The sequence below is a fragment of the Aliidongia sp. genome (assembly GCF_035943795.1).
In the GTDB taxonomy this organism is placed as follows: domain Bacteria; phylum Pseudomonadota; class Alphaproteobacteria; order ATCC43930; family CGMCC-115725; genus Aliidongia.
In genome coordinates this window covers 1-13,865 of sequence record NZ_DASZBY010000071.1, presented here as the reverse complement: position 1 = coordinate 13,865, position 13,865 = coordinate 1, and the positions used below count along the sequence as shown (strand labels likewise).

13 protein-coding genes are annotated in these 13,865 nt (G+C 68.2%); 4 read left to right on the top strand and 9 right to left on the bottom strand.

The features are described from left to right. Window positions 1–508 (top strand): sulfotransferase domain-containing protein (locus VGV37_RS12390; RefSeq protein WP_326879988.1); only part of this gene is annotated, 508 nt, incomplete at its 5' end. Between the two features lie 35 nt (window positions 509–543). On the opposite strand, the gene VGV37_RS12385 is transcribed toward VGV37_RS12390, so the two are convergent. The 5 genes from VGV37_RS12385 to VGV37_RS12365 all read right to left on the bottom strand — a co-directional run bounded on the left by VGV37_RS12385 (window position 544) and on the right by VGV37_RS12365 (window position 7,533). Beyond that, window positions 544–2,919, bottom strand: a complete 2,376-nt coding sequence (locus VGV37_RS12385) for a glycoside hydrolase family 31 protein (protein WP_326879987.1) — start codon at window positions 2,917–2,919, stop codon at window positions 544–546. 172 nt (window positions 2,920–3,091) lie between these two features. After that, window positions 3,092–4,186, bottom strand: a complete 1,095-nt coding sequence (locus tag VGV37_RS12380) for a sn-glycerol-3-phosphate ABC transporter ATP-binding protein UgpC (RefSeq protein WP_326879986.1) — start codon at window positions 4,184–4,186, stop codon at window positions 3,092–3,094. Next, the gene (locus VGV37_RS12375; RefSeq protein ID WP_326879985.1) at window positions 4,186–5,238 is read right to left on the bottom strand and encodes a carbohydrate ABC transporter permease; all 1,053 of its coding nucleotides are present in this window, start codon (window positions 5,236–5,238) and stop codon (window positions 4,186–4,188) included. The genes VGV37_RS12380 and VGV37_RS12375 overlap by 1 nt, the downstream gene beginning before the upstream one ends. After that, entirely contained in the window at window positions 5,231–6,232 is a 1,002-nt protein-coding gene (locus VGV37_RS12370) for a sugar ABC transporter permease (protein WP_326879984.1), read from the bottom strand. The genes VGV37_RS12375 and VGV37_RS12370 overlap by 8 nt, the downstream gene beginning before the upstream one ends. 20 nt (window positions 6,233–6,252) lie before the next feature. Further along, window positions 6,253–7,533 (bottom strand): ABC transporter substrate-binding protein, encoded by a 1,281-nt coding sequence (locus tag VGV37_RS12365; RefSeq protein ID WP_326879983.1) that lies wholly within the window; start codon window positions 7,531–7,533, stop codon window positions 6,253–6,255. Window positions 7,534–7,864: 331 nt separating this feature from the next. On the opposite strand from VGV37_RS12365, the gene VGV37_RS12360 reads away from it, so the two are divergent. Then, window positions 7,865–8,551, top strand: a complete 687-nt coding sequence (locus tag VGV37_RS12360; protein WP_326879982.1) for a YggS family pyridoxal phosphate-dependent enzyme — start codon at window positions 7,865–7,867, stop codon at window positions 8,549–8,551. Here VGV37_RS12360 and VGV37_RS12355 read toward each other — a convergent pair. The 4 genes from VGV37_RS12355 to VGV37_RS12340 all read right to left on the bottom strand — a co-directional run bounded on the left by VGV37_RS12355 (window position 8,541) and on the right by VGV37_RS12340 (window position 11,899). Then, window positions 8,541–9,041: a L,D-transpeptidase family protein gene (locus VGV37_RS12355; protein WP_326879989.1), complete on the bottom strand. Its 501-nt coding sequence runs from the start codon at window positions 9,039–9,041 to the stop codon at window positions 8,541–8,543. The two genes, VGV37_RS12360 and VGV37_RS12355, sit on opposite strands and share 11 nt — an antisense overlap. A 40-nt stretch (window positions 9,042–9,081) precedes the next feature. Next, window positions 9,082–9,879, bottom strand: a complete 798-nt coding sequence (locus tag VGV37_RS12350) for a hypothetical protein (RefSeq protein WP_326879981.1) — start codon at window positions 9,877–9,879, stop codon at window positions 9,082–9,084. Window positions 9,880–9,999: 120 nt separating this feature from the next. Continuing rightward, the gene (ribA, locus tag VGV37_RS12345) at window positions 10,000–11,124 is read right to left on the bottom strand and encodes a GTP cyclohydrolase II (RefSeq protein ID WP_326879980.1); all 1,125 of its coding nucleotides are present in this window, start codon (window positions 11,122–11,124) and stop codon (window positions 10,000–10,002) included. Between the two features lie 46 nt (window positions 11,125–11,170). After that, window positions 11,171–11,899 (bottom strand): CDP-alcohol phosphatidyltransferase family protein, encoded by a 729-nt coding sequence (locus VGV37_RS12340; RefSeq protein ID WP_326879979.1) that lies wholly within the window; start codon window positions 11,897–11,899, stop codon window positions 11,171–11,173. 141 nt (window positions 11,900–12,040) lie between these two features. Here VGV37_RS12340 and VGV37_RS12335 point away from each other — a divergent pair, with 141 nt between their 5' ends. Together VGV37_RS12335 and VGV37_RS12330 are read left to right on the top strand one after the other, a co-directional pair. Next, entirely contained in the window at window positions 12,041–12,892 is an 852-nt protein-coding gene (locus VGV37_RS12335) for a RibD family protein (protein ID WP_326879978.1), read from the top strand. Continuing rightward, window positions 12,889–13,863 (top strand): zinc-binding alcohol dehydrogenase, encoded by a 975-nt coding sequence (locus tag VGV37_RS12330; RefSeq protein ID WP_326879977.1) that lies wholly within the window; start codon window positions 12,889–12,891, stop codon window positions 13,861–13,863. Before VGV37_RS12335 ends, VGV37_RS12330 begins: the two co-directional genes overlap by 4 nt. The last annotated feature ends 2 nt before the right edge of the window (window positions 13,864–13,865 follow it).

Below are 13,865 nucleotides of genomic sequence, written 5' to 3'. Positions count from 1 at the left end.
CACGGCGGGCGCCATCTACATCATCCGCGACCCGCGCGACGTGGTGATCTCCTACAGCCACCACCAGGGCAAGCCGGTCGACTACATCATCGACATGATGCGCGACGAAGCGGCCTGCGTGGCCGGCGACGACGCCACGGTCTATGAATACCTGTCGAGCTGGTCGCGCCACGTCCAATCATGGACGCATACGCCCAGTTCCCAACTGCTCGTGCTGCGCTACGAGGACATGCTGGACCAGCCCTTGAAGAGTTTCGCCGCCGTGCCGAAGTTCCTCGGGCTCGACGTGCCGCGCCCGCGCCTGGAAAAGGCGATGAAGCTCAGCTCGTTCAAGGTCCTGAAGGCGCAGGAACAGCGCAAGGGCTTCATTGAACGCCCGGCCCAGGCCGACGCCGCCTTCTTCCGCGAAGGCAAGGCCGGGCAATGGCGCAAGATCCTGACCCCCGCCCAAGTCGCCCGCATCGAGGCCGACCATGGCGAACAGATGCGCCGCTTCGGGTATTTGTAACGCCTTCTACCGCGTGCGGGAGCGGGTTGAGGCGATCAGACTTCAGCGGTCGGCCGGAACGGGCGGCTTAGCAACGTGACCCCGGTCCCGTTCAACACCAGCGCGCGACGATCGGCGAGCGGCATCGAGACGCCGATGTCGGCCAGACCGGCAGGCGCCGGGCCGTCGACGTCGGCCGTCAGCGTCACCGTCGCTTCGGTCCAGGCCAGCGTGAAGCGCAATTTCGTCACCGGACCGGCGGTGGAAATGCCGTCGTCCTCGATCAGGGTAAAGCCACTGGTGCCGGCACCCGGGCCGGGGAACAGGCGCAGGCAGCGGCTGGGTTCGTCATGCAGACGGGAGAAATCCGCCGGCGCGTCGGTCATCGGGATGATGGCGCCGGCCGGGGCGGCGAGCGGCAGCCGGTCGAGCGGCGCCGCCACGGTCGCGACCGATCCGGCCGCCAGGCGCTCGCCGGTCCAGAAATCGAACCAGCATTCCGGGCCGGCCGGCAGATAGACGGCACGCGCCCGCGCACCCGGCTCGACCACCGGGGCGGCCAGCAGGCCGGGACCGACCATCAGTTCGTCATTGTCGACCAGGGTGGCGGGATCCGCAGCGAACGCCGCGAAGGTCGGGCGCAACGGCGCCGGACCGCCCTCGGCCGCGTGGTGCATCAGCGAATAGAAATAGGGCAGCAGCCGGTAGCGCAGGCGGATCGCGGCGCGGATGGCTGGCGTCGCCTCCGGGTGCAGCCAGGGCGAGGTGTAGACGTCGTCGGGCTTCCAGGAATTCATGATGAAGCGCGGATGGATCGATCCGACCTGGGTCCAGCGCGCCAGCAGCTCGGCATCCGGCACCGGGCCGGAGAAGCCGCCGACGTCGTGGCCGATGTTGAACATGCCGGACAGGCTCATCTGCAGGCCGGTGCGCAGGTTCCATTTCAGGCTGCGCCAGCTCGTCGAATTATCGCCGCTCCAGGTCTGGGCATAGCGCTGGATGCCGGGGCAGCCGGCGCGCGTGACGGTGAAGCCGCGCTCGCCGGGCTTCGCCGCGCGCTGCGCCTCGAGCGTGGCGCGGGTCATCAGCAGCGGCTGCAGTCCGCGCGCCAGCTCGAGAGGGATCGCCGTGCCGAAGCCGGCGCATTGGGCGCCGTCTTCCCACAGGCCATATTCGTTATTGTCGTTCCAGCCGACGTCGATGCCATAGCCCAGCACCTGGCGCGACAGCCCGTCCTGCCACCAGCGGATGGCGGTCGGATTGGTGAAATCCAGGTGCGCGCCTTCGCCGTCCCAGAATTGGCTGATCACCGGCGCCCCGGTCGCCTGGTCGTGCACGTAGGCGCCGGCCTGCAGCGGCGCGCCATAGTCCGGATGGTCGTCGAGCAGGCAGGGCTTGAGGTTCGCCACGATCTTGATGCCGGCCTGGTGGAACGCGTCGGTCAGCTTGCGCGGCTCGGGGTATTTCCCCAGGTTCCAGGTGAAGACATAGCGCTTCGGTCCGATCGAGGTATAGCCCGACCCGAAGTGGAAGGCGCTGACCGGAATGCGCTCGGTGCCGCAGCGGGCGATGAACTCGTGCATCCGCTCCTGCGCGTTGGCGCTGTCGGCGATCGCCATGGCGGTCTGGGCGAACCCAAGGGTCCAGCGCGGCACCATGGGCGCCCGGCCGGTCAGGTCGAGGAACTTCGCCGTCACCGCATCGACGTCGGGGCCGGGAAACACGTAATAGTCCAGATCGCCCCCGGCCGCTTCATACCCCCGGAACAGGCCATAGTAATTGTCGTGCTCGGCGCCCAGGTCGAAAATGCTGTCGGCCAGATTGTCGTAGAAGATGCCCCAGGACACGCCCGACGGACCGTCGCGGGTAATGACGAACGGCCAATGCTTGTACAGCGGATCGCCGAACTCGGGATCGTAGCCCAGGCTGTCGAGCATGGTGGTGCGCAGCCGGCGGCCGTGCAGATCGAGCCGGCCGGTCTTGTCGCCCAGGCCATGATAGCGGTCATCCGCTTCGCGCGCATGGTGATGGCGCAAACGCTGGCCGAACAGATAGGCGTGCTTGGACCGGTCGCGGGCGAACACGGTGCCGTCGGGCAGCGACCAGGTGAGCGCCAGCGGCGCCAGCTCGATCCGCAGGGTCAGCGCATCCGTCGCGAGGATCAGCGCGCCGGTTTCCTGGGTCAACTCGTGGTTCACAACCGGCCAGCTGCTTTCGTCCAGCCGGTCGCGGCCTTCCCACGGCACGTCCGCGGCACCCCGGGCCGGTACCATCCAGGTGCGGGGCTGGCGCGGCACGGCGCCCTCCAGGAACAGCACCCGCACCAGGTCGGGCTTGAGGATGGAAATCCGGCAGGTGATGCCGTCGCCGCAGTCGAGCTGGACGCCCCGCTCGGTGGTCTGGGACAGGGTGGCGCTGCGGATCGGTTTCATGGGTCGGGCTTTCGTAAGGCGTGGGTCTATGGCGGTTTTAATCAAACGATCGTCACGCCCGGGCTTGACCCGAGCATCCACGCGGCCCCGCTCGGCACTTCTCTGCGAGGGGGTGTTTTGCCCCTCGACACGGATCCCCGGGTCAAGCCCGGGGATGACGATTGAAGGATCGCTAGGAAATCGCGGGCACCGTCATGCCGTCGGCATCGAAGACATGCAGTGCGTCGATCGGGAAATGGACCGGGGTCGCCTCGCCGGCCGCCAGTCGGGTCTGGCCGGGGATCTGGATCGTGATGTTCGGGTCGGCGAGGCGCACGTAGCTGAGGCCGCCCAACTGCTCGACGCCGGCGACGGCACCGGTCAGGTCGTTGTCGCCCTCGTGCCCGGCCCGGACGTGCTCCGGCCGGATGCCGATCGAGACGGCACCGCCGGGGGCCAGCCCGTGCGCGGCGGCATTCGTCCGCAGCACGCCGAACCCGGGGATCTCGACCGCCAGGCCCGGACCGTCGCCGGCTGCGACCCGTCCTTCGAGGAAATTCATCTGGGGCGAGCCGATGAAGCCCGCAACGAAGCGGTTGCACGGGTGATTGTAGAGTTCGAGCGGCGGCCCGACCTGCTCGACCCGGCCGGCGCGCAGCACGACGATCTTGTCGGCCATGGTCATAGCCTCGACCTGGTCGTGGGTGACATAGATCATGGTGGTGCCCAGGCGGCGATGCAGGTCGGCCAGTTCCGTCCGCATGCCGACGCGCAGCTCGGCATCCAGGTTCGACAGCGGCTCGTCGAACAGGAAGATGCGCGGCTCGCGCACGATGGCGCGGCCGATCGCGACGCGCTGGCGCTGGCCGCCTGAGAGCGCGGTCGGCTTGCGCTGAAGGTACTCGTCGAGCCGCAGCATGCGCGCCGCCTCGCCGACGCGCTGGGCGATCTCGGCCTTGGGCATGCCCAGGTTTTCCAGCCCGAACGCCATGTTCTGATAGACCGTCATGTGCGGATAGAGCGCGTAGGACTGGAACACCAGCGCCAGGCCGCGGCGGGCCGCCGGCAGGTCGTTGACCCGCTCGCCGCCGATGCGGACCTCGCCCTCGCTGACCGTCTCCAGCCCGCAGATCATGCGCAGCAGGGTCGACTTGCCGCAGCCGGACGGTCCGACGAACACGACGAACTCGCCGTCGGCCACGTCGAAGCTGACGCCATGGACGACCTGGGTGCCCCCGAAACGTTTCACCAGCCCCTCGAGCGACAGGCTGCCGTTCATACGGCTCATCATTTGACTCCGGCTGAGGCGATGCCCTGGGTGATGTGCCGCTGCAGCAGCGCGAAGATGACGGTGACGGGGACCAGGGTCACGACCGTCATGGCCAGCAGATAGTTCCACTGGGTCGTAAGCTCGCCCTGGAACGAGTTGAGCGCCAGCGGCAGGGTGAAGGTCTCGTTGCGGCCCAGCACGACCATCGGCCACAGGAACTCGTTCCAGCGCCACATGACCGAGAAGATCGCGAGCACGGCCAGCGCCGGCTTCGACAGCGGCAACACGATGCGCCAATAGATCCGCCATTCCGACGCATTGTCCATGCGCGCCGCCTCCAGCAGGTCGTCGGGCAGGGTCAGCATGTATTGCCGCAGCAGGAATACGCCGGTCGGCGTCGCGACCGCCGGCCAGATTACGCCCCACGGATTGTCGGTCAGGCCCAGCACGGCCGCGATCAGGTAGTTCGGCACCAGGATGATGGTCGGCGGGATCATCAGGGTCGCCAGCATCATCAGGAACACCGGCTCGCGGCCGGCGAACTTGTATTTCGACAGCGCGAAGGCGGCCATCGAGTTCAGCAGCAGGGTGATGATCGTCGCGACCGTGGTGATGAACACGCTGTTCCACAGGTAGCGGCCGAAATCGAACTTCTTCAGCAGGTCGGTGTAATTGTCCCAGGCGGCGTGGAGCCGCATGATCTTGCTCCGGTCGTCGATCGGCACCCGGATCAGGGTCTCGGGCGCCGCCGGGTCGACCATGGTCGCCTGGAGGCCGATCTTGCGCACCTCGGCCAGCGTCTGCCCGGCATGGTCGCCCTTGGTGATGCGGTAGAGCGGCAGCGGGTTCGGATAGTTGGGCACGGCCGCGCGCACCTGCTCCTGCGGCAGCAGGGTCGGCGGAAACTCGATCAGGCCGGATGGGCTCTTGAGGGAGCTGAGCGCCAGCCACAGCACCGGCCCCAGCATCAGCAGGGTGCCGAGGCCCAGGTAGAGATAGCTGGCCCAATCGGTCCAATCCAGCTTCCCTCGACCGCGCGTGGCGGTCAGCAGGCGTCCGAGGCTAGCCACGGGAATCCCCTTTCGTCCCGCGCATGCCGCGCAGTTGCACGAGCGTCAGCACCAGGAGTACCCCGGCCAGCAGCAGCGAGGCCGCGGCGGCCAGGCCGTATTGCCGGACCTGGCTCGAGAAGCCGGTGTTGTAGATGAATTCGACCAGGTAGGTCGTGGCGGAGCCGGGGCCGCCGCCGGTCAGGACATAGACCTCGTCGAAGATCTGCACGGCGCGGATCAGGCCCAGTACGAACACCACCAGCACGCTCGGCATCAGCAGCGGCAGGGTGATGCGGCGAAACACGCGCCAGGGCGGGGCCGCATCCATCGAGGCCGCCTCGTAGATGTCGGCCGGGATCGCCTGCAGGCCCGCCAGCAGGATCAAGGTGTAGAAGCCCATATGTGCCCAGATCGACACGAATACGGTCCAGCCGAAGGCGGAGCGGGCGCCGAGCAGCCACTCGACCGGCTGCATGCCGCCGCCGACCAGCGCCGCGTTCAGCACGCCGTCGCGCTGCAGCACCCATTTCCAGATGAGGGCGACCACCACGGGGCTCAACAGCACCGGATAGAAGAATGCCGCGCGGAAGAAGCCGCGGCCGATGATCTTGCGGTTCAGCACGAGGGCCGTCGTCAGGCTGAAGACGAGCATCAGGGCGACCTGCAGCACGACGAATTTCGAGGTGTTCCAGATCGCGTACCAGAACTGGTCGCGCACGCAGCTGTTCGGGTCGAAATAATCCTTGCAGGCCAGCAGCGACGAAAAATTCTCGGTCCCGACCCAGGGCCGCTCGGTCGGCAGCAGGTTGGTGCCGCCGGTGCCCGCATAATAGAAATCGATGACGATCGGCAGGAAGGTGAACACGCCGAAGATCGCCAGGTTCGGACCCACGAACAGCCAGCCGAGCCGGCCGTCGGGCAGGTGCCCCTGGGCCCAGCGCATCGGGCGTTCGGGCAGGTTCATGACGAGGGCATACAGCCGCCCGAACCATCGGGCGGCTGTCGATAGCACGGAGCTGGGCTCCGAACCGGTCACTTCTTCGCCTTGGCCGCCGCCGCATCGGCGACGTCGCTGGTGATGCGCTCATAGGCCTGGTCGAGCGTGATCTGGCCGCTGATCGCCTGGCTGATGCGATCGACCGTCGCGTTGAACATCGGCCGGCTCAACTGCGAGCCCTGCAGCTTGTAGGCGAGCGGCGTCAGGGTCGTGGCATTGTCCTGGAACGCGGTCATGGCGGCGACGCCGGCCGGCGACAGCTTGTAGTCCAGCTTCTTCTTCTGCAGGTCGACGTTGGCCGGCAGGTTCGACGTCATGACCATCCATTCGGCATAGACCGGCTCGGATGCCAGATAGTCGAGGAAGCGCCCGACCTCCTTTGGCGACTTGGTGCCCTTGAATGCCACGAACCCGGCACCGCCGGGCAGGCCGGTGCAGGCGGCGGGACCGCAGGGCGCGGCACCGATGGTCCATTCGAACCCGTCGCCGATCTGCTTCTGCAGCCGGGCCAGCTGCCAGCTGCCCGACAGGTAGACCGCGATCTTGCCGTTGGCGAATTCCTCGAACGCGTCGCGATAGCCGCCGCCGGTCGAGACCCACACGTCCTTGTCGATCGTGCCGTCCTGGTTCCATTTGACGAACTTGGCCGCCATCGCCTTGAAGCCGGCGTCCACCACCGGCGGATGGCCGGCGGAATAGAAGAACTTGGCACCTTCCGAGATCGCCGGACCCGAGAAGCGGGCGCCGCTGCGGTCCCACGCCATGCCATAGGGCGTCTTGGTCGCCTTGGCGACCTTGAGGGCGGCGGCCGCCCAATCGTCCCAGGTGGCGCCCTTGGCCGGAACCGGCACGCCGGCCTGGTCGAACAGGGTCTTGTTCACGATCGGCGCCGACACGGTCAACTGGGTCATCAGGCCGTAGATGCCCTTGTCTTCCGGACCCGCGCGCATCCAATCCAGCACCGGCCCGTAGGCCTGCTGCCAATAGGCCGCGTCCTTGAGGTAGGGCGTCAGGTCGAGCTGATACGGCGCGACCTGCGCGAAATCGCTGACGCGCGCGATGTCGGGGCCGTTGCCGGCGGCAAGTTGGACCGGCACGCTCTCCAGGATCTGCTTGTACGGCATCTCGTCGATCGTGATGTGGATGTCCGCATTGTCCTTCATGAACCGTTCGGCCAGCGTCTTCGTCGCCGGGCATTCGTTGCCGTCGGAATAGCAGGCGATGCGGATGTCGGCGGCCTCGGCAGAGGCGGCGGCCCCGAGGGCGAGCAGGGCGGCGGTCGCGACACCGGCGCGCAGGGAGACACTGGCGAGCATTTTTCCTCCAAGGTTTATTGTTTGGGGCGAGCGATGCCCGGTCCTCGTCGTCAAGGTACTGCCCCTCGCAGCGCAGCTACAAGCGCGCCTCGGGAAATTTCTGCGAACGACCCGGCGGGGGGCTCCCGAGGCCGGAAGTTCGCTTCCGATGCTTCGAGCGCTGGTTTCCCGCAAGATCAGGTTCGTTTTCGGCGCCTAATTGTTCGATTCCGAATAAAGCAGATTCCGAGCGCCGAGGCAGCACTTTTCTTTCGAGACAATCTCCGCTGGACGCGAGCGACCGTGAAAAGAGTAAGATCCGGCGCCCTGCCCCCTCTCGAAGCGAGTCCCGATGACCGATCCGATCCACGCTCATCTCGATGAAATCCGTGCCGAGTTGGCGACGCTCGCACTCGGGGCCGGTCGCCCGGCCGACGCCGTCCAGCTTGTTGCCGTGTCCAAGACCAAACCCGTCGAGGCGGTGTGGGCGGCGCTTGCCGCCGGCCAGCGCCGGTTCGGCGAGAACCGGGTGCAGGAAGCGATGGGTAAATTTCCGGATCTGCGCGGCGAATTCCCCGATCTTTCCCTGCACCTGATCGGGCCGCTGCAGACCAACAAGCTGAAGGAAGCGCTCGACACGTTCGACGTGATCGAGACGGTCGACCGGCCGAAGCTGGCTGAGGCGCTGGGCCAGGCCTTCGCCAAGGGGCCGGTCCGCACGCGGACCCTGCTGGTCCAGGTCAATACCGGCGAGGAGCCGCAGAAGGCCGGCGTGCCGCCGCGCGAGGCCGACGATTTCATCCGCGACTGCATCGAGCGCCTGAAGCTGCCGATCGCCGGGCTCATGTGCATTCCGCCGGTCGATGACGAGCCGAGCCTGCATTTCGCGCTGTTGCGCTCGATCGCCCAGCGCCATGGCCTGGGCACGCTCAGCATGGGCATGAGCGCCGATTGGCGGCTGGCAGTGCCGCTGGGCGCCACCCATGTCCGGATCGGCTCGGCGATCTTCGGCGAACGGCCGCCGCTTACTAGCGTGTGATGATCACGCGCGACGCGGTGGTGGCGACGGCCAGATAGGCCAGCATGTCGGCGCGGGCGAGGGAGACGCAGCCCTCGGTCGGCAGATAGCCGTCCCGGGCCAGATGCAGGAAGATGGCGCTGCCATGGCCCGGCACGATCGGGCCGTCGTTATAGCCCAGAGGCACGATGAGGTCGTAGACCGGATCGTCGCGCCAGAGCGCCTCGGTACTGACCGGATAGGGCAGGATGACCGGCAGATTGTAATTCTTGTCGCCCGGCGCATCGCACCAGCCGTCGGCGGGACCGATCGGCGTCACCGGCAGGCCGGTCGTCGGTGGTGCCAGGATCCGGTCCGGCCGATACAGCAGGCGGCGCAGCGGCCAGGCGCCGATCGGCGTGGCACCATCGCCCTCGCGTTTGGCGTCGCTCAGACCGCCGCGACCCAGCGCACAACGAAAGATTCTATCGGCAAACCGGGCGGTGCCGTCGCCCGAGACCAGCAGGTCCATGGTCACCTCGGTGGGCTCGTCTCGATCATGATGAACGGTATCACTGTACCTGATTGATTGCACTGCCGGTGCCGCCGTTCTCGCGCTGTAGCATCAGGGCTTTGTATTTGTCCAAGCCCTCCTGCATGCGCTGGGCGAATTCGGCGCCGGTGACCGGGACCCGCTGGCTCGATGCCATGGTGCCGCCGGGGATGTTGAGTGCGACCGGGCGCGGCGTGCTGTTCGACGTGGTTCGGAGCGCCAAGATGCCCTCGGGCGAGGTGTCGATGGCGAAGCTGCGTGCCTGGCCGTTGAGTGCTACCAGCTTCGGTTCGGCCGAGATCGGCATCAACGGAGCCTGGGCGGGAGCCATGGGAATGCCGGCTGCCGCAACCGGCGTCGCCAGGTCGGCGGCAGCAGGTGCGGCGACGGGCTTGGGCGTGGGGGCGGTGCTTGCGGCAGGAGGGGCCGCGGCCGGCGCATTGGGCGCCGATGTCGCCTGGGCGGCCTGCGGATCGGCGCCGGAGGCCGCGTCATCGTCGCCGGTCAGGGCGGCCATGACGTTCTGGCCGATGTCCTTGCCGGTCGCTTCGATCACGCTGACGTCGACCAGGCCGGCGATGACGCCGATGACGCCGCCGTAGATCCCGTCGCCGACCACGCGGGCGGCATTGCCCAGCGTGTCGCCGGTGACCGCCCGATAGATCGTGCTGACGATCGGGATGTGTTGCAGCGGATTGATCGCGTCCAGCAGGTCGTGAAAGCTGAAATGATCGCTGGCCCACAGATGCGACTTCGCGGCCGGGACTTTACCCTGGACGTTGATCGTCTCGACGGTCGGTGTGCTCGGCGTATCCATGTCCGGTCCCTGGGACAAAGGGTCCCCGAACCAGCTACGCAAGGCCGATGCCAAATCGGCCTCGTTGTTTTTCAGTCGGTTAGGGCGAAGCGGCTCTGCCGACCGGCAAGGAATGCCGGGTCAGAACAGATGGCCGCTGCGCTTCGCCTTGGTCGCCAGGTAGTTCCGGTTATGGTCGTTCGACGCGAAGACGCTGGGCACGCGCTCGACGATCTCGATGTCGTGCTGGGCGAGCGCCGCGACCTTTTCCGGGTTGTTCGTCATCAGGCGGACCTTGTCGAAGCCCAGCTGGCGCAGGATCTCGGCCGCCGGCTGGTAGACCCGCTCGTCGGCGTCGAAGCCTAGCTGCAGGTTGGCGTCGACCGTGTCGAAGCCGGCATCCTGCAGGGTATAGGCGCGCAGCTTGTTGACCAGGCCGATGCCGCGGCCTTCCTGGGCCAGATAGATCACGATGCCGCTGCCGGCCTCGGAAATCGCCTTGATCGCGCCGCGCAGCTGATCGCCGCAGTCGCAGCGCAGGCTGCCCAGCAGGTCGCCGGTGAAGCATTCCGAATGGATGCGGGCCAGCACGGGGGCCGGTCCCTTGGGCTCGCCGATCAAGATCGCCAGATGGTCGGTGCCGCCGTCGTCCGGCCGGAATGCGATGATGCGCGTATGCTCCGCGTCGACCAGCGGGACATTGGCCTCGGCAACCTGGCGCAGCGTGCGGGCCAGCACGGTCCGATGGGCGAACACTTGGTCGAGCCCGACCTCGATGATCCCTTCGCGCCGGGCGATCAGCGCGCCCTCGCGCGGCCCGATCGGAAAGCAGGCAATGGCGGGCAGCAGACGGGCGAGCTTGGCCAGCTCGATCGCGGCATTGGCCAGGCTCTTGGACCCGACGCGGCTGATGCCGATCGGCGCCGCCGACACTTCGCGCACCACGGTCGGATCGGCCAGCTCGCGCAGGAAGGCGGCCGACGCATCGGCCGGCGGCAGCAGCTCGACCGCGACCCCGACCGCGTCTTCCTCGGGCGCCAGTTCGAGCGCGATCGCGCGCCGCAGGGTCGTCGCCAGCACGGGCCGCGCCCGGGTGAAGGCATGGGCGCGCGCCAGCCCTTCGTCGTCGATCGCCTCGGCCGCCTGGATCAGCGCGGCGTCCGTGCCGTCGCTCAGCAGCACGATATCGCCGCGACGCAGGTCGGCGACCGCCCGATTGACCTCGTGCGGCGGCAAGACCCGCTGTTCCTGACCGGATTTTGCCATCGCTTGCTTCAACATCCTGACTGACCCGAGAGCGTGTTGGCCGGCATCATACACCGCCGGTATCGCTGAGATATGGTGCCGCGGACGATTCCGCCATGCCCTGGTCGCGCATGAGGCCCCACGCGTCGCGGCCGAACGACCAGAACAGCATCATGAGCGAGATGCCGGCGACGATCGCCGGCCAGGGCGGCACCAGGATCGGCATGAGTGCCACCAGCAAGCCGGCGATCTGCAGCACGCACACCAGCTTGCGGGCGAAGCTCGGCGGTGGGGCGCGGCGCAGCGCCGGCCAGACCTCGCCGGCCGCGACATAAAGATAGCGCAGCGCGCCGCTCGAGAGGACCCAGGCGCCGACCCGGCCATCGGCCGCGACCAGTGCGCTCAGCATCAGCACGGTCAGTGCGTCGGTCTCCATGTCGAAACGCGCGCCGAACGGGCTCGCGAGGCCGCTCCGTCGCGCCAAGGGCCCGTCCATGCCGTCGAGCGCCAGGGCCGCGGCGCCGAGCAGGATCGGCAACCAGCCGGCGGACCCGCTGGCGAACAGGAACGGGACCATCAGGGCGACGAGCAGGCCGCGCAGCAGGGTGATGCCGTTTGCCCAGCCCCAGCGTGACAGGCCCGCCCGGACCATCGCGCCGCGCACGACGAGCGCGTAGCAGAGCCAGCCGGCAAGCGCGGCCGTCCCCAGCGCCGGCGACAGGCCCGGATCCAGGTGTATGAGCACGCCCCAGGCCGGAATCCCGGCCAAAGTCAGCAGAATCGTCGCGCGATCCATGTCCGCTCGCGCCGATGGGGAATGTTTTGTACGCTCGCGTGGTTGTGACATCAGCGGCAAACTCGGGCTAGATAAACTCGGCCTCGACGACAGACCCGGCTCGGCCGTGGTTTCATCCCGATGACAGGACGATCATAAGCGGTGCGTGCCCCCATCCTACTCGACGAAGCCGCTGCCTGGGACGCGATTTGTGCGGCCCGTCGCCTGGGCATACCCGCCGGCGGCGGTCCGTTGCGGCTCGACGTCGCCGAAAGCCGGTTGTGGATCGAGCGTGACGGCGGCTGGTCGATCGACCCGACGCCGCCGGCGGCGATCTGCCGCCTGCTCGAGCTTTACCTGCCGCTGGCGATCCGGCCCCAGCTGCCTTTTACGATCGCCCATCTGGGCCAGAGCCTGGATGGCCGCATCGCCGCGGCCAACGGCGCGTCTCGCTGGGTCACGGGACCCGAGGACCTGCTGCACAATCACCGCATGCGCGCGCTGGCCGACGCGATCCTGGTCGGCGCCGACACGGTTCGGCTCGACGATCCGCAACTGACCGTGCGCCGCTGTCCCGGCGAAAATCCGGTGCGGGTCGTGCTCGACCCGATGCTGGGACTGGGTCCCGACTATGCGCTGTTCCGCGACGCGGCGGCAGCGACCCTGGTCATCACCGCCGCGGATCGCGACCCGCCACCCCGGCTGGGCCGGGCGGAGGTCGTGACCGTGCCGCGCGCCGCCGACGGCACGCTCGATTGTCGCGCCATCATCGCCCTGCTGGGCGCGCGCGGTCTCGGCTGGGTCTTCGTCGAGGGGGGTGGCGTCACGGTCTCGCGCTTTCTGGCTCAGGGCGCGCTCGACCGGCTGCAACTGACGATCTCGCCGCTCATCATCGGTTCCGGCCGCCCAGGCATCCAGCTGCCGGAGATCCAGGATCTGGCCCAGGGCCTGCGGCCGCGCCTGCGCCGCTTCGCGCTGGGCGACGACATGCTGTTCGAGTGCGATTTCTCGTGAGCGACGTCGCGCGCGCTTTCTGGGTGGCGGCACCCGGGCAGGGCGAAATCAGGTCGATGCCGCTCGCGGAACCCGGATCGGGGGAAATCCGTGTGCGCATGCTGGCGAGCGGCATCAGCCGGGGGACCGAGGCGCTGGTGTTCCGGGGCGGAGTGCCGGCCAGCCAGCACCAGGCCATGCGCTGCCCGTTCCAGGACGGCGATTTTCCCGGTCCGGTCAAATACGGCTATAGCGCCGTCGGGCTGGTCGAAGCGGGTCCGGACACGCTGGTCGGCCGTCGCGTGTTCTGCCTGTATCCGCACCAGGACCGTTTCAACCTGCCGGCCGTCGCGGCGATAGCGATTCCGGATGCGGTCCCGACGCGGCGGGCCGTGCTCGCGGCCAATCTGGAAACCGCGCTGAACGGCTTGTGGGATGGCGCGGCCATGCCGGGGTCCCGGATCGCGGTGATTGGCGCCGGCGTGGTTGGCGGCTTGGTCGCCACCGTGGCCACCCGCCTTCCCGGTGCCGAGGTCACCCTGGTCGACCGCGACCCAGCGCGGCGCGCCCTGGCCGAAGCCCTCGGCTGCCGCTTCGCCCTGCCGGACGCGGCCCCAGCCGACCAGGATCTGGTCATCCAGGCCAGCGGCACGCCGGCGGGTCTGGCCCTGGCGCTCCGCCTTGCTGGCCTCGAGGCGACGGTGCTCGACATGAGCTGGTACGGCGACCAGCCGGTCACCCTGCCGCTCGGCGAGGCCTTTCATGCCAAGCGCCTGACGATCCGCGCTTCCCAGGTCGGCATGGTCGCCCCGGCCCAGCGGCCGCGCTGGACCCACCGCCGTCGGCTGGCACTGGCCCTCGATCTGCTCACCGATCCGGTCTATGACCATTTCCTCGACGGCGACAGCGCCTTCGCCGACCTGCCGGAAACGATGGCCCGCCTGGCGAACGACGGTGCCGGTGCGCTGTGCCGGGTCGTGGTCTATCCCTAGGA

Bases quoted from the DNA above. Each gene is read 5' to 3' on its own strand.
- VGV37_RS12385 (WP_326879987.1), bottom strand. From the start codon at position 2,919: ATGAAACCGATCCGCAGCGCCACCCTGTCCCAGACCACCGAGCGGGGC.
- VGV37_RS12380 (WP_326879986.1), bottom strand. From the start codon at position 4,186: ATGAGCCGTATGAACGGCAGCCTGTCGCTCGAGGGGCTGGTGAAACGT.
- VGV37_RS12365 (WP_326879983.1), bottom strand. From the start codon at position 7,533: ATGCTCGCCAGTGTCTCCCTGCGCGCCGGTGTCGCGACCGCCGCCCTG.
- VGV37_RS12360 (WP_326879982.1), top strand. From the start codon at position 7,865: ATGACCGATCCGATCCACGCTCATCTCGATGAAATCCGTGCCGAGTTG.
- VGV37_RS12355 (WP_326879989.1), bottom strand. From the start codon at position 9,041: ATGGACCTGCTGGTCTCGGGCGACGGCACCGCCCGGTTTGCCGATAGA.
- VGV37_RS12350 (WP_326879981.1), bottom strand. From the start codon at position 9,879: ATGGATACGCCGAGCACACCGACCGTCGAGACGATCAACGTCCAGGGT.
- ribA (WP_326879980.1), bottom strand. From the start codon at position 11,124: ATGGCAAAATCCGGTCAGGAACAGCGGGTCTTGCCGCCGCACGAGGTC.
- VGV37_RS12340 (WP_326879979.1), bottom strand. From the start codon at position 11,899: ATGGATCGCGCGACGATTCTGCTGACTTTGGCCGGGATTCCGGCCTGG.